This window comes from Nocardia sp. NPDC006044, from assembly GCF_042871115.1.
In the GTDB taxonomy this organism is placed as follows: domain Bacteria; phylum Actinomycetota; class Actinomycetes; order Mycobacteriales; family Mycobacteriaceae; genus Nocardia.
On sequence record NZ_JBIAID010000006.1, the window covers coordinates 41,483 to 66,391 of the forward strand.

Annotated in this window: 18 protein-coding genes; 4 read left to right on the top strand and 14 right to left on the bottom strand. The window is 68.0% G+C overall.

Going from position 1 to position 24,909, the window contains the following annotated elements; genetic code table 11:
- Window positions 1-37: 37 nt before the first annotated feature.
- From purM to purF, 6 genes are all read right to left on the bottom strand, one after another.
- Window positions 38-1,114 carry a phosphoribosylformylglycinamidine cyclo-ligase gene (gene purM / locus ACFYO1_RS39455; protein ID WP_107653981.1) on the bottom strand — a complete coding sequence of 359 codons (1,077 nt, stop codon included), beginning with the start codon at window positions 1,112-1,114 and terminating at the stop codon, window positions 38-40.
- Window positions 1,115-1,337: 223 nt separating this feature from the next.
- A complete protein-coding gene (locus ACFYO1_RS39460; protein ID WP_387243310.1) occupies window positions 1,338-3,029 on the bottom strand; it encodes an ABC transporter ATP-binding protein in 1,692 nt (563 codons plus the stop codon).
- The gene (locus ACFYO1_RS39465) at window positions 3,026-4,087 is read right to left on the bottom strand and encodes an ABC transporter permease (protein WP_387243313.1); all 1,062 of its coding nucleotides are present in this window, start codon (window positions 4,085-4,087) and stop codon (window positions 3,026-3,028) included. The genes ACFYO1_RS39460 and ACFYO1_RS39465 overlap by 4 nt, the downstream gene beginning before the upstream one ends.
- On the bottom strand, window positions 4,087-5,097 hold the full coding sequence (locus ACFYO1_RS39470) for an ABC transporter permease (RefSeq protein WP_387244088.1): 1,011 nt from the start codon (window positions 5,095-5,097) through the stop codon (window positions 4,087-4,089). Before ACFYO1_RS39470 ends, ACFYO1_RS39465 begins: the two co-directional genes overlap by 1 nt.
- Before the next feature lie 122 nt (window positions 5,098-5,219).
- Window positions 5,220-6,836, bottom strand: a complete 1,617-nt coding sequence (locus ACFYO1_RS39475; RefSeq protein WP_387243316.1) for an ABC transporter substrate-binding protein — start codon at window positions 6,834-6,836, stop codon at window positions 5,220-5,222.
- Window positions 6,837-7,322: 486 nt separating this feature from the next.
- A complete protein-coding gene (purF, locus tag ACFYO1_RS39480) occupies window positions 7,323-8,939 on the bottom strand; it encodes an amidophosphoribosyltransferase (protein WP_387243320.1) in 1,617 nt (538 codons plus the stop codon).
- A gap of 234 nt (window positions 8,940-9,173) precedes the next feature.
- On the opposite strand from purF, the gene ACFYO1_RS39485 reads away from it, so the two are divergent.
- The gene (locus ACFYO1_RS39485; RefSeq protein WP_387244091.1) at window positions 9,174-10,451 is read left to right on the top strand and encodes a YhgE/Pip domain-containing protein; all 1,278 of its coding nucleotides are present in this window, start codon (window positions 9,174-9,176) and stop codon (window positions 10,449-10,451) included.
- A gap of 9 nt (window positions 10,452-10,460) precedes the next feature.
- Here the strand turns inward: ACFYO1_RS39485 and ACFYO1_RS39490 are convergent, their stop codons facing one another.
- The 4 genes from ACFYO1_RS39490 to ACFYO1_RS39505 form a co-directional block, all read right to left on the bottom strand.
- A complete protein-coding gene (locus tag ACFYO1_RS39490; protein WP_387243323.1) occupies window positions 10,461-10,850 on the bottom strand; it encodes a sterol carrier family protein in 390 nt (129 codons plus the stop codon).
- Between the two features lie 105 nt (window positions 10,851-10,955).
- A complete protein-coding gene (locus tag ACFYO1_RS39495; RefSeq protein WP_387243326.1) occupies window positions 10,956-12,416 on the bottom strand; it encodes a serine hydrolase domain-containing protein in 1,461 nt (486 codons plus the stop codon).
- A 216-nt stretch (window positions 12,417-12,632) separates the two neighbouring features.
- The gene (locus tag ACFYO1_RS39500; protein ID WP_387243330.1) at window positions 12,633-13,271 is read right to left on the bottom strand and encodes a CPBP family intramembrane glutamic endopeptidase; all 639 of its coding nucleotides are present in this window, start codon (window positions 13,269-13,271) and stop codon (window positions 12,633-12,635) included.
- Window positions 13,268-15,004 (bottom strand): alpha/beta hydrolase, encoded by a 1,737-nt coding sequence (locus ACFYO1_RS39505; protein ID WP_387243333.1) that lies wholly within the window; start codon window positions 15,002-15,004, stop codon window positions 13,268-13,270. The genes ACFYO1_RS39500 and ACFYO1_RS39505 overlap by 4 nt, the downstream gene beginning before the upstream one ends.
- 154 nt (window positions 15,005-15,158) lie before the next feature.
- Here ACFYO1_RS39505 and ACFYO1_RS39510 point away from each other — a divergent pair, with 154 nt between their 5' ends.
- Window positions 15,159-15,449, top strand: a complete 291-nt coding sequence (locus tag ACFYO1_RS39510; protein ID WP_387243336.1) for a YiaA/YiaB family inner membrane protein — start codon at window positions 15,159-15,161, stop codon at window positions 15,447-15,449.
- A gap of 62 nt (window positions 15,450-15,511) precedes the next feature.
- Here ACFYO1_RS39510 and ACFYO1_RS39515 read toward each other — a convergent pair whose 3' ends face one another.
- Both ACFYO1_RS39515 and purL read right to left on the bottom strand, forming a co-directional pair.
- Window positions 15,512-17,206 carry an alpha/beta hydrolase gene (locus ACFYO1_RS39515; RefSeq protein WP_387243339.1) on the bottom strand — a complete coding sequence of 565 codons (1,695 nt, stop codon included), beginning with the start codon at window positions 17,204-17,206 and terminating at the stop codon, window positions 15,512-15,514.
- Between the two features lie 110 nt (window positions 17,207-17,316).
- Window positions 17,317-19,611 (bottom strand): phosphoribosylformylglycinamidine synthase subunit PurL, encoded by a 2,295-nt coding sequence (gene purL / locus ACFYO1_RS39520; protein WP_387243342.1) that lies wholly within the window; start codon window positions 19,609-19,611, stop codon window positions 17,317-17,319.
- 197 nt (window positions 19,612-19,808) lie between these two features.
- Here purL and ACFYO1_RS39525 point away from each other — a divergent pair, with 197 nt between their 5' ends.
- Window positions 19,809-21,113 carry a glycosyltransferase 87 family protein gene (locus ACFYO1_RS39525; protein ID WP_387243345.1) on the top strand — a complete coding sequence of 435 codons (1,305 nt, stop codon included), beginning with the start codon at window positions 19,809-19,811 and terminating at the stop codon, window positions 21,111-21,113.
- On the opposite strand, the gene ACFYO1_RS39530 is transcribed toward ACFYO1_RS39525, so the two are convergent.
- Together ACFYO1_RS39530 and ACFYO1_RS39535 are read right to left on the bottom strand one after the other, a co-directional pair.
- Window positions 21,065-22,360, bottom strand: coding sequence for a M18 family aminopeptidase (locus ACFYO1_RS39530; protein WP_387243348.1), 1,296 nt, complete (start codon window positions 22,358-22,360; stop codon window positions 21,065-21,067). The genes ACFYO1_RS39525 and ACFYO1_RS39530 overlap by 49 nt on opposite strands.
- Window positions 22,361-22,523: 163 nt before the next feature.
- A complete protein-coding gene (locus ACFYO1_RS39535; RefSeq protein WP_387243351.1) occupies window positions 22,524-22,913 on the bottom strand; it encodes a hemophore-related protein in 390 nt (129 codons plus the stop codon).
- A gap of 430 nt (window positions 22,914-23,343) precedes the next feature.
- Here ACFYO1_RS39535 and ACFYO1_RS39540 point away from each other — a divergent pair, with 430 nt between their 5' ends.
- On the top strand, window positions 23,344-24,339 hold the full coding sequence (locus ACFYO1_RS39540; protein WP_387243353.1) for an alpha/beta hydrolase: 996 nt from the start codon (window positions 23,344-23,346) through the stop codon (window positions 24,337-24,339).
- The last annotated feature ends 570 nt before the right edge of the window (window positions 24,340-24,909 follow it).

Here is a 24,909-nt window from a genome sequence, read left to right on the forward strand (position 1 = left end):
GATGCGGGACGCTGGTGTGTGTTCGGATACGGGCTTCTCAGAAGCGCGGGTGTTCGCCCACCAGAACGGCACGCAGGGCGTCGGAATCCTTGGCCTTCTTCACGGTGCCCAGGGTCCAGCATTCGATGTGCCGCGCGGTCAGCACGGCCAGCGCCCGGTCCACGTCCTCGGGGGCGACGATGGCGACCATGCCGACGCCCATGTTGAACGTCTTCTCCATCTCGACCCGCTCGACCCGGCCGCGCTGCGCGATCATCTTGAACACCGGCGCCGGGTTCCAGGTGCCGCGATCCAGCTCGGCCACCATGCCCGCGGGCAGCACCCGGCCCAGGTTGGCGGCCAGTCCGCCGCCGGTGACGTGGGCGAAGGTCCGCACGTCGGTCTCGGCGATCAGCGCGAGGCAGTCCTTGGCGTAGATCCGGGTCGGCTCCAGCAGTTCCTCGCCGAGCGTGCGGCCGAACTCCTCGACATGCCCGGTGAGCGACATCCGGTCGATGTCGAGCAGCACCTTGCGGGCCAGGCTGTAGCCGTTGGAGTGCAGGCCGGACGAGCCCATCGCGATGACCACGTCACCGGGGCGCACCCGGTCCGGGCCGAGCACCGCGTCGGCTTCGACCACGCCGACACCGGTCGCGGACAGGTCGTAGTCGTCCGGGTCCATCAGGCCGGGGTGCTCGGCGGTCTCGCCGCCCAGCAGCGCGCAGCCGGCCCGGACGCAGCCCTCGGCGATGCCGGAGACCAGCTCGGCGACCTTCTCCGGGACGACCTTGCCGATGGCGATGTAGTCCTGCAGGAACAGCGGCTCGGCGCCGCACACGACGAGGTCGTCGACGACCATCGCGACCAGGTCGAGGCCGACGGTGTCGTGCTTGTCCATCGCCTGGGCCACCGCGATCTTGGTGCCGACCCCGTCGGTGGACGCGGCGAGTAGTGGTTCGCGGTATCCGCCCTTCAGCGCGAACAGTCCGGCGAATCCGCCGAGGCCGCCTTGGACCTCGGGCCGGCTCGCCTTCTTCGCCAATGGCCCGAACAACTCGACTGCGCGGTCACCTGCCTCGATGTCCACGCCTGCCGCGGCGTAAGAGGCACCACCACTGGGGGTCTGTTCAGTCATTTTCGGGGAAAGCTCCAAACCGAATCGGCGGATAGATGCCTGCTCACGCTACCGGAACCCGATAACGCTCCCGCACCGGTATTGACGCCTTCCGGCCTTTGCGCGCCTTTTGCCGGTCGTGCAGTGCCGCAGGACTTGACAACCGGGCTGCCGGTTGGGTAACTCGCCGAGTACCGGGCGCACCCGACGAGTTACCCCGGTGCTCACGAAATCACTTGTCGCGTCATCCGACCTGCGTGGCGAACAACGCCGCCGACTCCGCCCGGCGTCTGCGCTGCTCCACCGGATCCGGCACCGGCACCGCGGCCACCAGGCGCTGGGTGTACTCCTCGGTCGGCGCCCGCAGGATGCGATCTCGGTCACCCTGCTCGACCACCGCGCCGTTGCGCAGCACCACGATCCGGTCGGCCAGCTGGTCGACCACCGCGAGATCGTGGCTGATGAACAGGCAGGCCCAGCCGCATTCGCGCTGCAGCTGCCCGAACAACTCCAGCACCGCGGCCTGCACCGAGACGTCCAGCGCGCTGGTCGGCTCGTCGGCGACCAGCAGATCCGGGTCCAGGACCAGGGCCCTGGCCAGGCTCGCGCGCTGGCGCTGACCGCCGGACAGCTCGTGCGGATACCGGCGTTCGGTACCCGCGGGCAGCTGCACGTCGTCGAGCAGTTTGCGCACCCGCGCCTTGATCTCGGCCGCGCTGCCCATCTTGTGCACGAGCAGCGGCTCGGCCACGCACTCGCCCACGGTGAGCCGCGGGTTCAGCGAGCTGGCCGGGTCCTGGAACACGAACCCGAAGCGCCGCCGAATCGGCTTCATCTTGCGCCCGGACATGCCGGCGATGTCCTGCCCGCGGATCTTCACCACGCCCGAGGTCGGGCGTTGCAGCGCGGCGACGCAGCGGCCGATGGTCGACTTGCCCGAGCCGGATTCGCCCACCAGGCCGAGGGTTTCGCCGGGCCCGATGCACAGATTGACATCGTCGACCGCGCGGAACACGGGCCGACCGAACGAGCCGGGGAACTCGACGACCAGGTCGCACACCTCGAGCACCGGCTCGGCGGTCGAGGCCACCTCCTCGGCCGGACCGTGCGCCAGCTGCTCGGTGCCGAGGTGGGGCACGGCCGCGAGCAGCGCCCGGGTGTAGTCCTGCTTCGGGCTGGCGAACAGCTCGTCCACCGGCGCCTGCTCGACCACCTTGCCGTTGCGCATCACCACGACGCGGTCGGCCAGGTCGGCCACCACGCCCATGTTGTGCGTGATCAGCACGATGGCGCTGCCGATCCGGTCGCGCAGATCCCGCAGCAGCTCCAGGATCTCCGCCTGCACCGTCACGTCGAGGGCCGTGGTCGGCTCGTCGGCGATGATCACCTTCGGCTCGCAGGCGATGGCGATGGCGATCACCACGCGCTGCTTCTGGCCGCCGGAGAGCTGGTGCGGGTAGTAGTCCACCCGATGCTCCGGGTCGGGCAGGCCGACCATGCGGAGCAGTTCGATCGCGCGGGCCTTGGCGTCCTTCTTGCTCATCTGCGAATGCGCGCGCAGCGCCTCGCCGATCTGGAAGCCGACGGTGAACAGCGGGTCGAGCGCGAGGCCCGGCTCCTGGAACACCATGGAGATGGCGCCGCCGCGCAGCGCGGTGAGCTGGCGCTCGTTCATCGAGGTGATGGCCTCGGTGCCGAGCGTGACCAGGCCGCGCACCCGCGCGGTCAACGGCAACAGGCCCATCGCGGTGCGTGAGCTCACCGACTTGCCCGAGCCGGACTCGCCGACGATGGCCAGCACCTCGCCGGGATACACCTCGTAGGAGACGTCGGTGACCGCGTAGACGGGTCCGGCGTCGGTGGCGAAGGTGACCGACAGCGATTCGATGGACAGGGCCGGCTTGCTGCGGTCGGTGACCACGGCTGGCTCAGTCATGATGTCTCCTTCCCCGCGGTGCGGTCCTTGGCCGGATCCACCTCGGGTTCAGCGGTTTCCACGCCCGCGACGGTGATCGTGTCGCCGGACGCGACGGCGACCGCGCGCCGGGTGCGCAGCACCGGGTTGAGCACCTCGTTGAGGCTCTCGCCGACCAGCGTCATGCCGAGCACCACCAGCACGATGGCGAAACCGGGGAAGATACCGGTCCACCAGATGCCGTTGGAGACATCCGAGAGCGCCTTGTTCAGGTCGTAGCCCCACTCGGCGGCCTGGGTCGGCTCGATGCCGAACCCGAGGAAGCCGAGGCCGGCCAGGGTCAGGATAGCCTCGGACCCGTTGAGCGTGACGATGACCGGCAGCGACTGGGTGACGTTGGCGAAGATGTGCCGGAACAGGATTCGCGCGGTGGACGCGCCGGTCACCCGCGCGGCGTCCACGTACGGCTCGTTCTTCACCGAGACGGTCGCGTTGCGCACCACCCGGAAGTATTGCGGCACGAAGACCGCCGTGATCGCCACCGCCGCGGACAGCACGCCGCCCAGGCTGGTCGACCGGCCGCCGGCGACCACGATGGACACCACGATCGCCAGCAGCAGCGTCGGGAAGGCGTACATCGCGTCCATGAACAGCACCAGCACCCGGTCGAACCAGCGGCCGAGGTAACCCGACAGCAGGCCGAGCGGCACGCCGATGAACAACGAGAGCACCAGCGAGATCACGATCACGAACAGTGCGGTGCGCGCGCCCCAGATCACCCGGGAGAACACGTCCTCGCCGCGCACCGAGGTGCCGAACCAGTGGTCCGCCGACGGCGCCTGCTGACGGACGAAATCGACACCGTCGGAGGCGCTTTGGGCGAACCCGTAGGGCGCGATCAGCGGCGCGAAGATGGCCGCGAGCACGAACACGGCGACCAGCGCCAGACCGAGGATCAGCGTCGCGCGTTGCAGGCCCGCGGTCATCGTGAACAGCCGGAGGCCGGGGATGCCGCGCCGGCCCGACGGCGGTACCACCGGCGTGACGACAGGCTCGTTCAGCAATTCCGGTGCGGTCATCAGAACCTCACCCTCGGATCGATCAGTGCGACAAGGGTATCCACGAGGAAGCTCATCAACGCGACGAAGATCGCGATGAACGCGACGATGCCCTGCACCGCCACGAAGTCCCGGGCGGACAGATACTGCGCGAGCTGATAGCCGAGGCCCTTCCACTCGAAGGTGGTCTCGGTCAGCACGGCGCCGCCGAGCATCATGGCGATCTGCATGCCCATCACGGTGACGATCGGAATCATCGCGTTGCGGAACGCGTGTCGTCCGGTGACCACCCGCTGGGAGAGGCCACGCGCCCGCGCGGCGTCCACGTAGTCCGAACGCAGCGTCTGGATAAGGTTGATCCGCACCAGCCGCAGGAAGATGCCCGCGGTGAGCAGCCCGAGCGCAATCGCCGGTAGGACAGCGTGTTTGAGCACATCGATGATGTAATCGGTGTCCCCGTACAGGAATCCGTCGATCAGCATGACGTTCGTCTTCGGCGAGACGTGCTGCAGTTGCAGCTCGACGTTCGTGCTGGCCCGGCCCGCGACCGGCAGCCAGCCCAGCTTCACCGCGAAGACCAGCTTCAGCAGCAGGCCGACGAAGAACACCGGCGCCGCGTAGGCCAGGATCGCGAACAACCGCAGACCGGTGTCGGAGATCGAATCCCGGTGCGTCGCCGCGTATCTGCCCAGCGGGATGCCGATCGCGAAGGCCACGATGAGCGCCCAGAACATCAGCTCCGCCGACGCCGCGCCGTAGGTGGTGATCACGTCGCTGATCTGGCGGTTGTCCTGCGACTTACCGAAATCCCCGCGCAGCAGCCCGGAGATGTAGTCCCAGTACTGCGACAGGATCGGCCGGTTCAGCCCGGCCGCCTCCTTACGGATCTCGATCTGCTCCTGGGTCATTCGCCCACCCATGGCCGCACTGATCGGATCGCCCGCCACGCGCATCAGGAAGAACACGACGGTGGCCAGGATCCACGCGGTCACCGGGATCAGCAGCAGTCGCACGCCGAGGTAACGCAGCAGGGCGAGCTGGCGAGAATCGCTGCCGCCCTTCTTTGGTCGGGGCACGCCGAAGCGCCGGGCCCGGGCCGGCGCTGGCTTCGTTTCTGGAGCAGCTATCGTCCCGGGCCCGGCTTCGCCGGATGTCACTTGCTCAGCACCGTGTAACGGAACTTGAAGGACGCGTCGAGTGTCTGTTCAACGCCCTGCACGTTCTTGCCGGAGACGGCGATCTGCTTGCCGGACAGCAGCGGAAGGATCGGCACGAAGTTCTGCGCCAGGTCCGTCTGGACACCCTTGAGGATCTCGAGCCGCTTGTTCTTGTCCGTCGTCGTGGTCTCCGCGAGCAGCTGGGCGGTGATGCCCGGGTTCTCGAAGTGCGACTGCAGGAAGTTGTTCGGCGCGAAGAACGGGGTCAGGTAGTTGTCCGGGTCCGGAAAGTCCGGGAACCAGCCGAATTGGTACAGCGGGTAGGAGTCGCGGGCGCGCTCACGCTGGTAGCTCACCCATTCGGTGGACTGCAGGTTCACCCGGAACAGGCCGCTGGCCTCGAGCTGCGACTTGAGCGCCGCGTATTCCTCGGAGCTGCTCGAACCGTAGTGGTCCGGGTTGTACTGCAGGTTCAGTTCGACCGGCGTCGCGACGCCGGCGTCGGCGAGGAACTTCGCCGCCTTCTCCTTGCTCGGGCCCGCGCCGTAGATGTCCTTGTACGGCTCGGCCGCACCCGGAACGCCCTGCGGGATCGAGGAATACGCGGGCAGGTAGGTGCCCTTGTAGACACCCTCGGCCAGCGCGGCGCGGTCGACGGTGGAGGCGAGTGCCTTGCGCACGGCCAGCTTCTGCTCCGGCGTGCCGCCCGGCATGGTGTTCATGTTGAACACGATGTAGCGCAGCTCACCGCCGGGGCCCTCGTGCACCGCGACCTTGTTGTCGCCGCGCAGCGAGCCGATGTCGGTGGGGGTGAAGGACCGGTAGCCGACGTCGAGCGACCCGTTCTGCAGGTCGAGCTTCATGTTGTCGGTGGTGGCGTAGTACTTGGTGGAGACCGTCTTGGTCTTCGGGGTACCGAGGATGCCGTTGTAATCGGGGAACGCCGTGTACTCGACCAGCTTGTTCTTGTCGTAGCTGGCGATGGTGTACGGGCCGGAGTAGCCCTTGTTCTTCACCACGTCCTCGTCGGCCATCACCTTGTCCGGCGAGTAGACCTTCTCGTCCACGATCGGACCGGCCTGGGTCGGCAGGATCGCCGGGAAGGTCTGGTCGTTGGCGACCTTCAGGGTGAAGTTGACCGTGCGGTCGTCCGGGGCCTCGGTCTTCTCCAGGTTGCCGAGCAGCGAGGCGGGGCCGTTCGGGTCGTTGATCTTGAGCATCCGGTCGAAGGAGAACTTGACGCTCTTGGCCGTCAACGGGTTGCCGTTGGCGAACTTCAGGCCCGCCTTCATGGTGCAGGAGTACACCGTGGGGGAGGTGAAATCACACTTCTCCGCAGCGTCCGGCTTCGGCGTCGCGTCGCCGGGCGCGAAGTTCAACACGTACTGGTAGAACTGCGTTTCCGCGACCAGGGAGCCGTTGTCATAGGCGGCCGCCGGGTCGAGCGAGAAGATCTTGTCCGTGGTGCCGGCCACCAAGCCACCACCGTCACCACCATCACCGGTCCGGCCCGAACCGCAGCCGGCCAAGGCGGACGCAACCAGCGTCGCCAGGCCGACGGCCGCGATGGCTCGCGTCCGGGTCCGGCCCCCAGGTGTTCTAGAAACCAACATCAGGGCCCCACTTCTCGAGCGCCGCACCACGGTGTCCTGGATCGCAGGACAGGTGCGGACACATATGAACTTCCGATCTGACGGGCACCGTACCCACGAACCATTTCCGGCACGTTGCGTTTTCACAGAAAAATGATCGGAAGATTAAGTCGCGTTGCAAATTGCGCATCGCAGGGGCCAGATCACCGGACGAATGTCCAGGAACGCGCCCTCCCGGCGATTGACGTGTCACAAGTACGCCACGGCACGTCGGTAGCCAAATAGCGCGGGCGGCCGCGACGCGCGCGATCGACCCGCCGTGCGCACACCATGTTTTGGGTATGCCCGGCCACGCCGGAGGGGTGTCGACGATGACGAAGAATCCGCTCGAAATCGAGACAACGATGTGCTCGAAAACGGGACGGCTATGTGCTCGGTACCGCGACAGCTATGTGTCGGAGATACCGGCACTCGACGGGCGGCCGTGTAACACGACCGCCCGTTGGATCAGGGACGGCTCAGCGCGCTGGCGTTCGCGTTCTCACCGAGCAACAGGGACTCCGGCTGCCCGGTGAGCATGCCCTCGAGCACGTTCTTGCCGATGGCCGCCTCGGTGGGCAGCGCGATCGGGTAGTTGCCGTCGAAGCAGGCACAGCACAGCCGCGAGCGCGGCTGCTCGGTGGCGGCGATCATGCCCTCGGTGGAGATGTAGCCGAGGGTGTCCGCGCCGATCGAGCGCCGCACCCCCTCCACCATCTCGTGGAAAGCAGCGGACTCGGGCGCAAGGTTATCTGGTCGCTCCGCAGGCTCCGCTCCCGCGCCGTTGGCGATCAACTCGGCAGGCGAGGCGAAGTCGATGCCGTAGAAGCACGGCCACTTCACCGGCGGCGACGCGATCCGGACGTGGATCTCCAGCGCGCCGGCCTCGCGCAGCATGCGGATCAGCGCGCGCTGGGTGTTGCCGCGCACGATCGAGTCGTCCACCACGATGAGCCGCTTGCCGCGGATGACCTCGCGCAACGGATTGAGCTTGAGCCGGATGCCGAGCTGGCGAATGGTCTGGCTCGGCTGGATGAAGGTGCGCCCGACGTAGGCGTTCTTCATCAGACCCTGGCCGTAGGGCACGCCGGAGCCCTGCGCGTAACCGACCGCGGCCGGGGTGCCGGATTCGGGCACCGGGATCACCAGATCGGCGTCGACCGGATGCTCCTTGGCCAATAGTCGGCCGATCTCGACCCGGGTGGCGTGCACCGAGCGGCCGGAGATGGTGCTGTCCGGCCTGGCCAGATAGACGAATTCGAAGACGCAGCCCTTGGGCTCGGGGTTGGCGAAGCGCATCGACCGCACGCCGTCGGCATCGATCGCCAGCAGTTCGCCGGGTTCGATCTCCCGGACGAACGCGGCGCCGACGATGTCCAGCGCGGCGGTTTCACTGGCAACGACCCAGCCACGGTCGAGCCTGCCCAGGCACAGCGGGCGCACGCCGTGCGGGTCCCGCGCGGCGTAAAGGGTGTGCTCGTCCATGAAGGTCAGGCAGAACGCGCCCTTCAGCGTCGGCAGCAATTCCAGCGCGGCCTGCTCGATGCTGGAGTCGGCGGAGGCGTGCGCGAGCAGGGCGGTGATCACGTCGGAGTCGGAGGTGGCGGCGATCGGCTGCGGGCGGCCGTTGGCCACCGTCGCGCCGATGAGTCCGTATTCCCTTGCCCGGCCTGCCAATTCGGCGGTGTTGACCAGATTTCCGTTGTGCCCCAGGGCAAGTCCGGAACCAACCGAGGTGGTGCGGAAGATGGGCTGAGCGTTTTCCCAGGTCACGCCGCCCGTCGTGGAGTAGCGGCAGTGGCCGACGGCGATGTGGCCCGGCATGGCGGCCAGGGTCTGCTCGTCGAATACCTGACTGACCAACCCGAGATCCTTGAAAACCAGGATCTGCGAACCGTCGGATACCGCGATGCCCGCCGCCTCCTGCCCGCGGTGCTGCAGCGCGTACAAACCGTAGTACGTGAGCTTCGCCACGTCTTCGCTCGGCGCCCAGACGCCGAACACGCCACACTCTTCGCGTGGCTCGTTCTCGACCTGATCGGAGGTGGCGGAAATAGCGTCAACCGGCAGTTCGGCCTTGGTCACCGTGTGCTCCCTGTTCGGGCGGGCTGGGGGCAGAACCCAGTCTACGGGTGAAAGTTCGATCACGATCACCCCCACCGCATACGAGCAGCAATCGGCGTGGCGAGCGGGCCGGGAAATTCGGCCGCGGCAGCTGTTACGGTGCGAGCCGTGACGACTACCGACAGCGCGGATTCAGGCAGCGGGACGGGATCGACCACCGGGACCACCCCGCCGCCACGCAGGCCATGGGCACGTATGGTGCTGTTTCCCATCGCCGTGCTGACCCTGCTGACCGCGTTGCTCAGCATCATGTATCTGGATTACGTCGTCGATCCGGAGAAGAATCTGCACGATTTCCCGATCGCGCTGGTGAACCAAGATGTGGGCGATGTCATCAAAACCGCCGATCGTCAGCAGCAGGTGAATTTCGGCAACCAGATCACCGACGCGCTGGCGAAGGGGGTGCCCGCGGACAAGGTCGACCTGCGGGTACTCAGCATCAGCGAGTCCGAGCGGCAGATGCAGGCCGGCAAGGTCTACGGCGCGCTGATCATCCCCAGCGACTTCAGCAAGCGCCTCGGCATCCTCGGCGTCGGCAGCGTGATTCCCGGTGAGATGGAACGCCCGATCATCACCATGCAGACCAATCCGCGCACCGGCGCGTTCGGCACCCAGATCGTGCTGCGGGTCGGCAATCAGGCGCTGACCGAGGTGAACAAGCAGGTCGGCAGGCAGCTCACCGATCAGGTGACCGAGCAGCTCAAGCCGCAGCCCGGCGCGCCGCCCGCGCCCGAGTTGTCCGGCGCGGCCCGGGTCGCGCTCGCCGATCCGGTGAAAGTCGTTGTCCAGCAGTACCACCCGCTGCCCGACGGCACCGGCCAGGGACTCAGCGCGTTCTTCTACGCGTTGCTGTTGCTGCTCGCCGGGGTGGTCGGCGCGATGGTCATCCACACCATGATCGACGCCCAGCTCGGGTTCATCCCCACCGAGTACGGGCCGTGGTTCGTGCACTATCCGCCGACGCCGATCTCCCGCTTCCACACCCTGCTGATCAAGTGGGGCGTGATGGTGGTGACCGCGAACATCGTCTCGGGCGTCTTCCTGATCGTCGGCACGATCCTGGACATGCCGATCGACCACCCGCTGGCCCTGTTCCTCTACAGCGCGCTGGCGATCATCGCCGTCGGCGTAACCGGGCTGTCCACGCTGGCCGCCATCGGCTCGGCCGGCCTGCTGGTGAACCTGATCCTGTTCATCATTCTCGGCCTGCCCTCCTCCGGCGGCACCGTGCCGATCGAGGCGACACCGCAGTACTTCGGCTGGCTCGCCTCGTTCGAACCGATGCACCAGGTCTTCCTCGGCATCCGCGCCATCCTCTACTTCGACGCCAGCTTCGAGGCCGGCCTCAGCCGCGGCGTCTGGATGGCCGTCCTCGGCCTCGCCATCGGCCTGATCTTCGGCGCCGTGATCTCCCGCTTCTACGACTACAAGGGCCTGCACCGCGGCAGCAACAACTCCCCCGCCGCCGCCTGATCCGGCAGATCAGTCCTCGGCGCGGGCGATCGGGAGCCAGTGCGCGACCTCGCCCGCGCGGCTGCCCGAGGCGGTGAGCGCGCCGGAGTCGAGCGCGGCGGCGAATTCCAGCAGGCCGGTGGCCAGGAGAAGCCAGGTGCGCGGGTCGGTTTCGACCACGTTCGGCGGGGTGCCCCTGGTGTGCCGCGGGCCTTCGATGCATTGGACCGCGACGAACGGGGGAACGCGGACCTCCACCGAATGGCCGGGCGCCGAGGCGGCCAGGGTGCGCGCGGTGGTGCGGACCGCGGCCGCGAGTTCGGTGCGCGCGGGGGCGGCCACCGTGTCGTCCCGGAGCCAGTCGCCGACCGCGTTCACCGCTGATCGCAGCTCCGCCGGACTCACCGATTGTCTTGCCACCCGGCCGAGATTACCGGTTTCGGGCAGGTCCACGGCCGACCGGGAGGCGCGGCCGACCCGACGCGGGATCCGATCATCGCGGCGGCGTCGTGGCTGCTCGAGGGATCAGTCGTTGTGCTTGGGCGTGGCACGCATCCCGACGTAGCAGGCTTCGGTGCCGTCGCCCAGGGTGGCGAACACGACCGGCATGTAATCCTCGCTGAACGAGGGGCCCGCACCGGCGGCCGCGAAAACCGTTGCCGAGACCGGGGTCAGGTCCATGCTCAACGGCGGGGACATGTCCTTCATGTCGTCGACGAACTCGTACAGCATGTGCGCGGAGCCGTCGTCCCGCTTACTGACCGTAATGACCACACCGGCCCGGCGGTAGACGCCGACGAACGGGTCGATGGACACCGGAGCCGGCGGGTCGGCAGGGGCGAAGGACTCCGGCATCTCGACGCCGGCCAGCTCGGCCAGCAGCTCTTCGAACAGCGCGGCGTAAAGCCTGCGTGCGCCACCGCCATTGGTGAGCAGGGCGACCGCTACTCCGGCTTCGGGGACGGCCCGCAGGTAGGCGTACTGGCCGATCGCCGCGCCGTCGTGACCGAAGCCCTTGATGCCGTTCCAGTCGTAGAGGGTCCAGCCCAGGCCCCAGCCGTCCGCGCTGACCGTCCACTTGTCCGGCACATCGATCTCCCGATGTTGCATCGCCGCAACGGTTTCCGGCGCGAGCACGGCCCTGCCGTCGGCGGCGCGACCGCCGTCGAGGTGCATGCGGGCGAACCGGACCATATCGCCGGCCGAGCTGATCACCCGCGCCGCGGGCGCCACCGCGCGCGGCATGATGTCCCATTCCGGGGCCGGATCCGGGTGCTGCCCGGGTTCGCCGAGGTGGCTCATGGCGGTACTGAACTTCAGCGCCTGCTCCGGCAGCGTCACCAGGCGGTCCAGGCCCAGCGGCTCGGCAAGCAGGTGCCGCACCGCCGCGTCCCAGGTCATGCCGGTCAGCACCTCGATGACCCGGCCGAGCACCATGTAGCCGAGTCCGCCGTAGGACATCGCCGTGCCCGGCTTGCAGTCCAGCGCGACTTCCCTTGCCGCACGGACATATTCGGCCAGGCAGTCGTCGCCTCGGCCGCCGTCGAAGTTGAAGTCGTTGGTCACGCCGCCGGTGTGGGTGAGCAGCCGGCGGACCGTGATCTCCTCGGTGGCGTCCGCGTCCGGCGTGGCGAACTCGGGCAGCACGTCGACCACGGGCGTGTCCAGTTCGAGCTTGCCCTGGTCGACCAGGCGCATGATCATCGTGGCGGTGTAGACCTTGGCGATCGAGCCGCACAGGAACACCGAGTCGGTGCTGACCGGAACGCCGGTGCCCCGATGCAGGACGCCACTGGCGATCTCGTAGACCTTGCCGTCGACCAGGACGGCCAGCGCCGCGCCGGGCACCTGGTTTGCGACCCGGAGTTCGTCGAGGCGCTGCTGCCACCGCGCGACGGCGAACGCACGCCCGGCCGAGTCGGCGCCGCCCCACTCGCCCCGCACCTTCCAGTCGCCCCGGGCGCTCCAGTTCACGTTGCTCGACATGGTCTTCTCCTGCTCTGAATCCGATCGATGGGAACGTCGTTCCCCATTGCGAACAATGTACGCACAACGGAACAGTGTGCGCAACTGCACGTGGCGTACTCACACGTCTTCGCTGATCAAACGGGTATCGGCAGCTCTTCAGGGCACCGGATCGACGGGTTCAGACGCGTGGCAACGCAAATCGCGCCGACCGACGTCAGCACGATCCCGGCGGAATTACCGCTTCGCGGCCGGGCCGAAGAGCCGGGCAATGCGGGGCGCTACCGCGCCACCAACGTTGAGGGCGAGGTGGAGCAAGGCCGGGGCGGTGGCACTTTCGGTGCGCCGGCGCAGCCAGCCCAGCGCGACCCCGCCCGCGGCTGTCACGGCAACCGTGACCGGGACGCCGTCGCCCGCGGCGCGAGCCGGGCGCACATGCCAGAGGCCGAAGGTCAAGGCACCGAGAACCGCCCCGGCGCGGGTGCCGAATATGTTGTCCAGCAAAGGGTCCAGGGTGGCACGGAAGATCAGCTCTTCGCTGTAGACCGTACCGACCGGAATATGCACCACGATCCACTCGACCGGCGATACCTCCGGCCCGCGATCGCCGAACTCGGATAACCTGCTCCGCACCGACGGAATCGCCAGCGCCGCACCGTAACCGGCGGCAACCAGCGACGCGGCTACCGCACCGTACCGAAACCCCTTCGCCGAGAACCAATTCGGCGATCCATGAAACGCCGCGCCATAGCCGGTGGCGAAAGCCGCGTTGGCGGCGGTCCGGCCGCGCACGCCGAGCCCGAGCCGCGGCAGCACCCAGTCGCTCCAGGTCAACGGAATAGCCACGGCGGCAGCAGCTTCCGGAACTCTGGTCATTTGGTCTTCCGCTCGAAGTCCTCGGCCGCCTCGATCTCCGCCCGGATCCGGTCGGACATCGCCGCGGTCCAATCCGGCGGCGCGGCGATCGCCGCCCACCCGTCCAGCACCAGGCTGCCGTAGCGGTGCCCGTGCCCGTCGGTGACGCCCTGCGCATTGGTGAGATCGGCGGCGACCTGCCAGAAGGTCACGAACGGCCACCAGCGCATCTGCGAGGAAACGTCCGCGCCGCGCGGCTCGGACAGCCAATCCGGTTGGGAGAAGATGAGATCCGTCGACCACCAGACGATCGGATCGGACGCGTGCTGGAGATAGGCGATCCGCGGCGGCCGCCACTCGGTGGACGGTCGCGCGAGATCGGCGCTGTCCGAGGCGAATCGCACGACCAGCCCGTCCGCGTACACCGGCTCGACCTCGCGCGAACCGGGGTCGCGCCGGGAAACGAACTGCTCCCATAGTCGATTCGAGTTCGGTGGCCCGACCCACAGCGCACCGTCCACCTTGGTCCGCAGATCGGCGAGCCCGTCGAAGGCCGCCTCGGAACCCTGCGAGCCCAGGCTCTCCCCGTACACCAGCAGCTTCGGCCGCTGCTGCGGTGGCCGCGCGCTCCAGTGCGCGTAGACCGCGTCGAACATCGCCTTGCCCGCGGTCGCGGCCTTGCTGCGGTCCGCGAGGAACGAGAGCACGCTGGGCAGATACGAATACTGCGAGGCCACGATCGCGCTGTCACCGCCGTACATGTACTCTAGCGCGGCGGCCGCCATGCCGTTCACCCAGCCGGTGCCGGTGGTGGTGACCACGACCAGCACCTTCCGGTCGAACGCGCCGGTGCGCTCGAGTTCCGCGGCGGCCAGTTCGGCCGGCTCCTGGTCGGCCTTGGCCGATTCCAGACCGACATAGGCGCGGATCGGCTCGCGGGCCGGCGCACCGGTCACCTCGCTGATCTTGCTCGCGGTCGGGCCGTGCGAAACGAACCAGCGCCCTTCGTATCCGAGGGTCTCCCACTTGGCCAGCGAGGCCGGACTGCCGGAACGTTCGGGCTGCACCGGCTGGATCGCGTTCGCCGAGCTGTGGTCGTTGCGCACGCTGAACGCCGAGTTGGCCACCGCGAAGAAGGCCCGCGAGGCGACGCCGTTGAAGATGGTCACGACCAGCACGACCAGCACCAAAAACCCGGCGGCCGGCGCTAGTTCGCGCGGCACCCGCACCCACTTGTTGAGCACGCGGGCGAGGAACCGGATGATCTCGCGCACCGTCCGGTACACCGCGACGACCGTTATGCCCACGGACAGACTCAGCAATCCGGTGCGCAGGTAGGCGGGTGTGGTGGTGCCTTCCATGCCCATCAGCGCGGTGATCTCGCGCTGCCAGCGCGCCGACTGGACCAGCATCAGCGCCGCGCCGATCGCGGCGGTGATCAGGATCGCGGACTTCACCGCGTAACGCACCCAGGTCGGCGGCGGCGCGATCTTGGTCAGCCGCGGCCGCACCCACAGCCGGAACAGCCACTCCAGCACACAGCCGACCCCGTAACCGAGCGCGGCGTTGATCCCGCTGATCAGCCCCTGGAACAGCCAGTCCCGCGGCAGCAGCGACGGCGTCACCGACAGCACGAAGAACACCGTCGCGAAGACCAGCCCGACATAGTTCAGGTCGATGATGTCCTCGGCGCGCCGCACGATGACGACGCCGCGCGCACGCAGCTTCGTCAGGGTGGAGGCGGACTCGAGCACCCGAACAGTATGGCGTTCCGGTACCGCCGGCGCGGCGATGCCCTGGCCGCCACGCGGTGCCGTAGACACAGATCACCGCCGACCGGCAACTACCCAGGCCGCTCGAGTAGTTGTACACGGTTGCGCGCCTGCGCGGCTCGGCAGACTTCTGCGTATGAGCACTCCCAACGCCCAGTCGAAAACCACTTCGGCCTTCATCGCGCAGGCCGCGATCGCGTTCGGCGTCAGCTTCTTCGGGGTCGGCGCCGGCATCTGCTATCTCCCACTGGACATGTGGCAGCGCGGGTTTCTCGCGATGTCGCTGCTGTTCCTGGTGACCAGCACCTTCACCCTGGCGAAGGTGGTGCGTGACCAGCACGAGGCCGCGACCGTGCACGGTCGCATCGATCAGGCACGGTTGGAAAAGCTGCTCGCAGAGCACGATCCGTTCAACACCGTGGCCTGACTCGCCTGGGCGGGCTCGGTGCGCGAGGGGTCCGGGTCCGTCCAGGTAGGCGTCCTACCAACTCATTTGAGCGAGCGTTCCCGAATCGCGGACTGCTCCAGGTAATTCCGGATCCGGTCGGACAGGTCCGCGGACCAATCCGGCGGTTCGGCCAGTGCGGCCCAGGCGTCGAGCACCAGCGTGCCGTAGCGATGGCCGTGCCCGTCGCTGACGCCCTGCGCGTTCGGCAGGTCCGCCGCGACCTGCCAGAACGTGACGATCGGATACCACGCCATGGTCGGCGACACGTCCGAGCCGCGCGGCTCGCGCAGCCAATCCGGCTCGTCGAACAGCAGATCCGGCGACCACCAGACCACCGGGTCGGACGCGTGCTGCAGATAGGCGATGCGCGGCGTGAGCCAGGTGCTCGACGGCTGCCAGAGATCGCCGCGGCCGTCGGCGAAGCGCACCACGAGTCCGTCCGCGTAGGTCGGCAACACCTCGGGCGAGCCCGGATCGCGGCGGGCGACGAATTCGCCCCACAGCCGGTTCGAGTTCGGTGGTCCGACCCACAGCACTCCGTCGGCCTTGGTGCGCAGGTCGGCCAGGCCGTTGAACGCGCCCTCCGAACCCTGCGAACCGAGGCTCTCGCCGTAGACCAGCAGCTTCGGCCTGGCCTGGGCCGGTCGCGCCGACCAGTGCTCATAGACCTTGTCGAACACCAGCTTTCCCATCCGCGTCGCCTTGTCCTTGTCCGAGAGGAACGACAGCACACTGGGCAGATACGAATACTGGGTGGCGACGATGGCGGTGTCCCCGCCGTACATCATCTCGACGGATTCGGCGCTGGTCGAGTCGACCCAGCCGGTGCCGGTCGTGGTCACCACCACCAGCGCCTTCCGGTCGAACGCGCCGGTGCGTTCGAGTTCGGCGACGGCCAGCTCGGCCTGCGCCTCCGGGCCGTCCGCCGATTCCAGACCGGTGTAGACCCGGATGGGTTCGCGCGCGGGTTTACCGGTGACCCTGGCGATGTCGTCCGCGGTCGGCACATACGAGACGAACCAGCGTCCCTCCGAGCCGAGCGTCTCCCACTTGGCCAATGAACCCGGGCTGCCGGAACGTTCGGGCAGCTGCGGCTGTGCGGCATTGGGCGAGGTGTGGCTGTTGCGCACGCTGAACGCCGAATTCGCCGCCGCGAAAAAGGCTTTCGCGAGCACGCCGTTGAACAGCGTGACCGCGAGGATGGTGACGATCAGAAACCCGATGGGCAGCGCGAACTTTCGCGGAATGTGCACCCGCTCGGTCAGCTCACCGGCCACCCAGCGCACCAGCCACCGCACGGCGCGGAACACCCCGATCACCAGTGCGATCACCGCCGCGCTGAGCGCACCGGTGCGTAGGAAGCCGGTGGTCGTCGTGTCGTCCATGCCCATCAGCTCGGTGATCTCGCGCTGCCAGCGCGCCGACTGGATCAGCATCACGATCGCGACGACCACGCAGGCGAGCACCACCAGCGCCTTGACCGCACCGGGCACCCAGGTGGGCAGATCGGCGAAAAACTTTGTCACGGAGGCGGGTAGCCGCGGCCGGACCCAGCTGCGCCACGCCCATTCCAGCAGGCAGCCGACGCCGTACCCGATGGCCGCGTTGACCCCGCCGATGAGCCCCTCGAACAGCCAATCCCGGGGCAGCAGCGACGGCGTCAGCGACAACGAGAAGAACAGCGTGGCAACCGCCACCCCGAAAGGCGAACCCGACAACTGATTTCGCACGAACATGGGTAACTCACCGGGTACCGGCCGACTCAGCCAGCTCCCGGCCGCCGGACGCCAACGCTGCGCCGCCCGCACCTAGATCTGGCCTGAATACGCGGAGAGGCGGGAATGCATCAGATCGCGCTTGCCCCGAACAACTTCGGCAGCGTGCCCTCGTGCGCGGCCCGCAGCTCGTCCATGGGGACGGAGAACTGTCCTTGTACCTCAATGGAATCCGTGCCCTGGTCGACCACGCCGATGCGCGTCCACGGCAGACCGCGGGCGGTGCACATCTTGGTGAACCGGGTCTCCTCCGAACGCGGCACCGCGACCAGCACCCGCCCCGCCGACTCGGAGAACAGCGTGACGAACGGGTCGGCGTCCTCGGGCAGCAGGACCCGGCAACCGGTTTCGCCGGCCAGCGCGGCCTCGACCACGGTCTGGATCAGGCCGCCCTCGGACAGGTCGTGCGCGGCACTGATCATGCCGTCGCGCGAGCCCGCGGTGAGCACCTCGGCCAGCAACTGCTCGCGAGCGAAGTCGACCACCGGCGGCACGCCACCGAGGTGATCGTGCACGACCTGCGACCAGATGGAGCCGCCGAATTCGTCCCGGGTGTCGCCGAGCAGGATCAGCGTCTCCCCCGGCTCCAGGCCGAGGCCGGTCGGGATGCGCCGGTGCACGTCGTCGATCACGCCGAGCACGCCGACCACCGGGGTCGGAAGGATCGCGGTCTGGCCGGTCTGGTTGTAGAAGCTGACGTTGCCGCCGGTGACCGGAATACCAAGCGCCACACAGCCGTCCGCGAGGCCGCGCACGGCCTGCTGGAACTGCCACATCACGCCCGGGTCCTCCGGCGAACCGAAGTTGAGGCAGTTGGTGACCGCCTTCGGGGTGGCGCCGGTGGTGGCCACGTTGCGGTAGGCCTCGGCCAGCGCGAGCTGCGCGCCGGTGTACGGGTCCAGCTTGGTGTAGCGGCCGGACGCGTCGGTGGCCAGGGCGATGCCGAGGCCGGTCTCCTCGTCGATCCGGATGACGCCCGCGTCCGCGTGCTCGGCGAGCACGGTGTTACCGCGCACGTAGCGGTCGTACTGCTCGGTGATCCACTTGCGGCTGCACAGCTGCGGGCTGGCCAGCATCTGCAACAGCGTCGCGCGCAGTTCGTCGCCGGTCTTCGGCCGGGTCAGCTTGTCGGTGCTGTCCGCGATCAGCGCGTCCTGCTCGTCCGGACGCCGCACTGGGCGCTCGTACACCGGGCCCTCGTGCGCGACGGTGCGCGGCGGCACGTCGACCACGGTTTCGCCGTGCCAGGTGATGACCAGGCGGTCACCGTCGGTGACCTCGCCGATCACCGTGGCCAGGGTGTCCCACTTGCGGCACACCGCCATGAACGCGTCCACGTTCTCCGGCGTGACCACCGCGCACATGCGCTCCTGCGATTCGCTGGAGAGCACCTCGGCCGGGTTCATCCCGGTGGCGCGCATCGGCACCTTCTCCAGGTCGATGTGCATGCCGCCGTCGCCCGCGGCCGCGAGTTCGGAAGTGGCACAGGACAACCCGGCCCCGCCGAGGTCCTGGATGCCGACCACCAGCTTGGCCGCGTACAGCTCGAGACAGCACTCGATGAGCACCTTCTCGGTGAACGGGTCGCCGACCTGCACGCTCGGCAGCTTCTTGCGGCCGGTGCCGGACTCGTCCCCGGAGAAGGTGTCCGAGGCCAGCACGGAGACGCCGCCGATGCCGTCCAGGCCGGTGCGCGCGCCGAACAGAATGATCTTGTTGCCGGTGCCGGAGGCGAAGGCCAGGTGCAGGTCCTCGACCCGCATCACGCCCGCGCACAGCGCGTTCACCAGCGGATTGCCTTGGTAGGACGGGTCGAACACGGTCTCGCCGCCGATGTTCGGCAGGCCGAGCGAGTTGCCGTAACCGCCGACGCCGCGCACCACGCCGTCGACCACACGCCGGGTGTCGGCCGCGTCCGCCGCGCCGAAGCGCAGCTGATCCATCACCGCGATCGGCCGGGCGCCCATCGCCATGATGTCGCGCACGATACCGCCGACACCGGTCGCCGCGCCCTGGTACGGCTCCACGTAGGACGGATGATTGTGGCTCTCCACCTTGAAGGTCACGGCCCAGCCGTCGCCGATGTCGACCACGCCCGCGTTCTCGCCGATGCCGGCCAGCATCGAGGAGCGCATCTCCTCGGTGGTGGTCTGGCCGAAGTAGCGCAGGTGCACCTTCGACGACTTGTACGAGCAGTGCTCGCTCCACATCACCGAGTACATCGCCAGCTCGGCGTCGGTCGGCCTGCGGCCGAGAATGTCCTTGATGCGGGCGTACTCGTCGTCCTTCAGACCCAGCTCTTTATAGGGTTGCGGCACGTCGGGAGTTGCTGCGGCTGCGCTGACGGTGTCGACCTGCGAAGTCACGGGGTACCTGGGTCCTTTCGGGCCGGAGCGCGAAGCTGGGGATTCGCCTGGAAGTTTAGCCGTGGCCCTCGGTGGGCAGCGTGGCGCATCGGCATCCCGCCCGGTTCGCCGGATTCCTGTGCGCCGGCTCACATGCCGCACCCGGGACCGCGCGCGCCGACGCGGGTCACACCACCGGTCACAGATACCCTGGGCCCGTGAACGAACGATCGGGGGTTGCGGATTCCGCTGAGCCGGTTGCCTCGAAGAACCTGACCGGCGGCGCGGCCGCCGAACCGGCCGCGGCCGGGCGCGTTCCGCTCTCGCGCGAGCAACTGCGCTGGCTGCTGGCCGCGATCGGCCTGTTCGCCGTGTCGGCGGTGCTTTCGCTGGCGGTCCACTGGTGGTCCGGCTATATCGATCTACAGGTGTACCGCAACGGCGCCCGGGTCTGGCTGGACGACGGCGAGCTGTACGGGCCGATGCCGCCGGTCGCGGGCATCGGACTGCCGTTCACCTATCCCCCGCTGGCCGCGCTGTTCTTCGCGCCGCTCGCGCTGATCCCGCTGCCGGTGGCCGAGGTGCTGGTGCTGGTGACCTCGCTGGCCAGCCTCGGCGCCACGCTGTGGGTGGTGCTCGCGCGGATCCGGCCCGAACTGCCGCGGGTCACCGTCGTGACGATCGTGATCGGCGCGGTCGCGCTGCTGCAGACGTTCGAGCCGCTGCGCCAGACCTTTGGTTTCGGCCAGATCAACCTGGTGCTGATGGCCGCCATCACGCTGGACTGCTTGGTGCGCAAGCCATTCTGGCCGCGCGGCATGCTGATCGGCATCGCGGTGTCGGTGAAGCTGATCCCCGGCGGGTACCTGCTGTACTTCCTGCTGCGCAAAGACTGGAAGGCGGCGGGCACGCTGATCGTCTCCGCGATCGGCGCGGTGGGTCTGGGATTCCTGCTGTTCCCGAGCGATTCGGCCGAGTACTGGTTCCACACCCTGGCCGACACCGGCCGGATCGGGCCGCCGTACTTCGCCGGCAACCAGTCGATCAAAGGCCTGACCTTCCGGCTCGGCGTGGCCGACTCGGTGGCCACCGTGCTGTGGATCGCGCTGTCACTGGTGGCGATCGGGCTGGCCGCGATCTGGATGCGCAGGCTGATCGAGGCGGGCGCGAACGTGGCCGCGCTGCTGGTGAATGCCGCGGCGGTGCTGCTGGTTTCGCCGGTCTCCTGGTCGCACCACTGGGTGTGGATCGCGCCCGCGCTGGTGGTGACCGCGGACGCGATCGTGCGCGGCCGGCGCAGCCCGCTGTTCCTCGGCTCGGTCGGCCTGCTGACCATCATGTTCATCATCGGGCCGCAGTGGCTGCTGCCGCACTCCGAGGACAAGGAACTCGGCTGGGCCTGGTGGCAGCAGCTCATCGGCAGCAGTTACGTCATCGCCACCCTCGCGGTGTTCGTCATCGCGGTGGCGACCTATCACCCGGTGACGACAGGTGTGAGGAAAGCGGCCAGCGCCGCGGCATAGGCCGCGACGTCGGCGGCGCCCATCATCTCGCGGGCCGAATGCATGGCCAGCTGGGCCGCGCCAACGTCGACCGTGGTCATGCCGGTGCCCGCGGCCGTCATCGGGCCGATGGTCGAACCGCACGGCAGATCCGCGCGATGCACGTAGCGCTGCAACGGAACTCCCGCCTGCGCGCAGGCCAGCGCGAACGCGCCCGCGCCGACGGCGTCGGTGGCGTAGCGCAGGTTCTGGTTGACCTTGAGCACCGGACCGCCGTTCACCTCGATCCGGTGCGCGGGCTCGTGCCGCTCGGCGTAGTTGGGGTGCGTCGCGTGCGCCATGTCGCCGGAGGCGCAGACCGAACCGGCAAGCGCCGCAAAGAATTCGGACCGGTCGCCGCCGCGGGACAGCACGATGCGCTCCAGCACGGCGGGCAGCAGATCGGACTGGGCGCCGCGATCGGACTGGCTGCCGACCTCCTCATGGTCGAACGTGGCGAACACCGGAATGGCCGCGCCCGGTTCCGCACTCGCGGCCAGGAAGGCCTGCAAGCCCGCGTAACAGGTGCCCTGGTTGTCCAGCCGGGGCGCGCTGACCAGATCCTGGTCGCGGCCGATGACCCGGCTCGGCGCCAGGTCGTGCGTCATCAGTTCCCAGCCCAGCAGCGCGGCCGGATCGACCTGCGCGTGCTCGGCGACGAAGGCGAGGAACGAGCGCGGCTCGCGGCCGACGCCCCACACCGCGTTGACATGGCGCTGCGGATCCAGCGTGACGCCCTTGCGGTCGTCGGACAGATGAATGGCCAGCTGCGGCACCCGCAGGATCGGTTCGTCGATGCGAACCAGCTTCTCCCGCACGGTGTTTCCATCCCGCACGCTGAGCCGGCCGGAGATGCCGAGCTCGCGATCCAGCCAGGAATTGAGCCACGCGCCGCCGTACGGCTCCAGGCCGACCAGCTGCCAGCCGGCCGAGGTCAGATCGGGATGCTGCTTGACCCGCAGATTCGGGCTGTCGGTGTGCGCACCGACCACCCGGAACGGGCGCACTCCCGCCGCGTCCGCCGTCGCCCACGCGATCAGCGAGGCGCCGCGCACCACGTAGTGCTTGCTCGGAGCGTCCGCAGGCCACGGCGCCGATTCGTCGAGCCGGGTGAAACCGTTGGCGTCCAGTTCGGCGGCCAGCGTGCGGCAGACGTGGAAGGGCGAGGGCGACTCATCGATGAACGCGCACAACCCGGTGGCCGTGGCAGCAGTGGTGGAAACGGGCATGCTGCGATCCTAGGGTCCGGTGATCCCGGGCGCGGAAGGCGCGGATCAGGGCAGGGCCGGTGGCGTTCCCGCCAGGCGCGAACGCCGACCTGCCCACCTACTACCTGCTAAGTCATCCGCTAAGTCATCCTGCTGCTGCCCGATACTTACTGGTGGGGCTGAACTACTCGGCGTACGTGCCGCAGGTCGCGCCGACCCGGCCCATCTTGGCGCCCAGGTCCGGGCTCTCGCCCAGCGCCTGGTCCAGTCCGTTGGTCACCTTCTGGCCGACCAGCTGCTGCAGCGTGTTCGCCCGCATTTCCGGCGCGACCTCGTAGGCCATCTTCAGCATGCCCTTCTGCATCGGCGAGGCATCCAGGCGCGCGGCCATCTCCGGCAGCTCCGTGTGGATCGCGCCGTCGATTTGCGTGAAGGAGCACTGCGAGGTGAGCAGCGGCGCGAGATCGCCGATCATATCCGCGGACGCAATTCCCGTTCCGAACAACGAAGCACCTGCCGCGACCCCGCTGACAGCGAGAGCGGCGAAGGCGTAACGCGGGTTGAGCATCTTCATGAATTCACCCTTCGGAGAGCTCGATCGGATGTTCGGGGCTGAATACCCCGGCGGTGATGGTACCCAAGGAATTACACGGGCCTCCGGCCACGTCCGGTAAGCGCAGGTTCACTCCGGATTCGCCGAGGTCCATTTACCCGCCGGACATGGGCGAATCGCTCGAATTGTTTCCGTACGGACGGGTCAGGGATCGTTGGCGCGTCGAACATCGTTGCGCCCCATGGCGGCAACCGATACCGCCGCATGTCAACCGACCAGTTCGTAAGCCGTTCTACGTAATTCGGACATTACATCGTGTCGCCGCACGAACCGTAGTTCCGACGTGCTAAAAGCTTGTCCTATGAATTGGAGCGTAAACGCAGAAGCGCACAACTCCCGCAGATCACGTTCCGTAGCCACCCTCGCGGCGTCCGGACTGATCGCCTGCGCTATGACCACACTGGGCGTATCGACGGCCGCGGCCGATCCGAGCGCCGATGCGAAACTCGTGAACACCTCGATCAGTTCTCCGGACGGTTCCCGGATAACCGGCACAGAGTCCATGGACGATCGCAATATCCGACTTCAGGTTTATTCCGCGGCCATGGACAAGACGTTTCCGGTCGAGGTCCAACTGCCCGCCGATACTTCGGTACCGCGCCCCGCGCTGTATCTGCTGAGCGGCGCGGGCGGGGGGATCGACATCGCCTCCTGGCAGGCGCAAAGCGACGCCCGCGAGTTCATGGCGGACAAAAACGTGAACCTGGTGTTGCCGATCGGCGGCATGTTCAGTTATTACACCGACTGGATCAAGGATGACCCGGTACTCGGGCGCAACAAGTGGAAGACCTATCTGACCGAGGAACTGCCGCCGCTGATCGACGCGGCCCTCGGCACCAACGGCGTGAATTCCATCGCGGGCATCTCCACCTCGGCCACCACGGTGCTCGCCCTGCCGATCGCCAAGCCCGGTCTCTACAAAGCCGCCGCGGCGTACAGCGGTTGCGCCCAGACCAGCGATCCGCTCGGATCCCGGTTCGTGAAATTCGTGGTCGACGGATATGGCAATGCCAACCACGAGAACATGTGGGGGCCGACCGGATCGCCGGAATGGCTCGCCAATGATCCGTATGTCAACGCCGAGGGTCTGCGCGGCACGGATCTGTACATCTCCTCGGGCAATGGCCTGCCGGGCCGGTACGACACCCTGGACGGCCCGCATACCCAGCCGGGCGTGAGCGGGCTGGCGAATCAGATCATCATCGGCGGCATGATCGAGGCGGCCACCAACAATTGCGCGCAGAATCTGCGGACGCGGCTGAACGAACTCGGCATCCCGGCGACCTACGCGCTGCGCGATTCCGGCACGCACTCGTGGGGCTACTGGCAGGACGAGCTGAAGGCGTCCTGGCCGGTGCTCGCGCGTGGTATGGGCCTGCCTGCCTGATCGGGTACTGACCAGCTGTTAGGACGGTCCTGGAGGACCGGGTAAAGCCCGCGCACAGCGGCCGCCCGGTCCTCCTTGTGCGTTACGGTGCGAGTTGCCGTGCGGGGCAGGCGGGTACGTAGACGGGCACCATTACCCGGTAGTGCGACAAGGCGTTTTCGAGGTGACCGAGAGGCGCGGATCCGCGACCGTTCCCCGGGTGCGCGCGGGCGGGTTCTCCGAGCTACTACATCAAGAGTCGGCCACGCAGACGCGAAGGCGATGCATTGGTGCCGTTCAATTCACGACAGGGCTATCCGGAAAACGAGACATGCCGGACGCCTGCAGTGCGTCCGGCACGATCTCGAGCTGTCCGGCTAGGCAGGGGCCCAGCCGGGCGGGTGCAAAACTAGACGACCGCGATGATGATCGCCAGAATCACACCGAGGGCCGCGACAGCAGCGCCCAGAAAACTACCAACACCGGGGAGCAGCATTCTTCCTCCTGTTTATGGATTGACCCACTGCGACGCGCAGTGGTCAGCATTGCCAAGGTATGGCTGGTGAATGTCGAACAACCTCACTCGGGAGG

Coding starts and splice junctions, on each gene's coding strand:
- purM (WP_107653981.1), bottom strand. CDS start 1,114: ATGACTGAACAGACCCCCAGTGGTGGTGCCTCTTACGCCGCGGCAGGC.
- ACFYO1_RS39460 (WP_387243310.1), bottom strand. CDS start 3,029: ATGACTGAGCCAGCCGTGGTCACCGACCGCAGCAAGCCGGCCCTGTCC.
- ACFYO1_RS39465 (WP_387243313.1), bottom strand. CDS start 4,087: ATGACCGCACCGGAATTGCTGAACGAGCCTGTCGTCACGCCGGTGGTA.
- ACFYO1_RS39475 (WP_387243316.1), bottom strand. CDS start 6,836: ATGTTGGTTTCTAGAACACCTGGGGGCCGGACCCGGACGCGAGCCATC.
- ACFYO1_RS39485 (WP_387244091.1), top strand. CDS start 9,174: ATGGTGCTGTTTCCCATCGCCGTGCTGACCCTGCTGACCGCGTTGCTC.
- ACFYO1_RS39495 (WP_387243326.1), bottom strand. CDS start 12,416: ATGTCGAGCAACGTGAACTGGAGCGCCCGGGGCGACTGGAAGGTGCGG.
- ACFYO1_RS39500 (WP_387243330.1), bottom strand. CDS start 13,271: ATGACCAGAGTTCCGGAAGCTGCTGCCGCCGTGGCTATTCCGTTGACC.
- ACFYO1_RS39510 (WP_387243336.1), top strand. CDS start 15,159: ATGAGCACTCCCAACGCCCAGTCGAAAACCACTTCGGCCTTCATCGCG.
- ACFYO1_RS39515 (WP_387243339.1), bottom strand. CDS start 17,206: ATGTTCGTGCGAAATCAGTTGTCGGGTTCGCCTTTCGGGGTGGCGGTT.
- ACFYO1_RS39530 (WP_387243348.1), bottom strand. CDS start 22,360: ATGCCCGTTTCCACCACTGCTGCCACGGCCACCGGGTTGTGCGCGTTC.
- ACFYO1_RS39535 (WP_387243351.1), bottom strand. CDS start 22,913: ATGAAGATGCTCAACCCGCGTTACGCCTTCGCCGCTCTCGCTGTCAGC.
- ACFYO1_RS39540 (WP_387243353.1), top strand. CDS start 23,344: ATGACCACACTGGGCGTATCGACGGCCGCGGCCGATCCGAGCGCCGAT.